Below are 547 nucleotides of genomic sequence, written 5' to 3'. Positions count from 1 at the left end.
GTGATCCACGACGCCGCGTCGCCGTTGAGGACCAACAGGTCTCGGCACGGATCATAGGCATATTCCTTCATCAGCCACTCCTCAAACCGTTCCCACACGTCCCCCGCCCCTTCATGGAGGCAGCAGCGCCGGTTCACGAGCTCGAGCTGCGAACCGCTTCGTCTCCATCCCTCATGAACCGCCAGGATTTTCTCTTCTTTCGCCCGTTTCCCTTTCCCCTGGCGGGAAACAGAGTCCTTCCGCCTCCACAAACAGCACCCGGCCGTGCCGTTTGGAAACAGGGTGGTGCAGCGAGACAGGGGCCTCCAGCACCAGTTGGCGAATCGCCTCGTGGCTCATGACCGCATACCCCACGATCGACTCCAGCATGCGAGCCGCTTTGCGGTAGGAAGAGCACTCTACGGCCAACTCGACCGCCGTTTCCTCGAGGCAAGGGCTGATCGATTGCGCTCCATCAGAGCCCAGTTCGGCATCCAGCAAGAAGGTATACGCCCCCGCCTGCCGATCATAGTAGTAGTTCCGTCGAAACGTCACTTCTCCAAACAGC

General features: G+C 60.3%; 1 pseudogene. It reads right to left on the bottom strand.

Going from position 1 to position 547, the window contains the following annotated elements:
• Window positions 1–547 (bottom strand): annotated as a pseudogene (locus T260_RS0119820) (UPF0236 family transposase-like protein); the annotation flags it as partial.

The sequence above is a fragment of the Geobacillus thermopakistaniensis genome (assembly GCF_000498995.1).
Taxonomy (GTDB): domain Bacteria; phylum Bacillota; class Bacilli; order Bacillales; family Anoxybacillaceae; genus Geobacillus; species Geobacillus thermoleovorans.
This window is presented reverse-complemented; position numbering and strand designations above follow the sequence as displayed.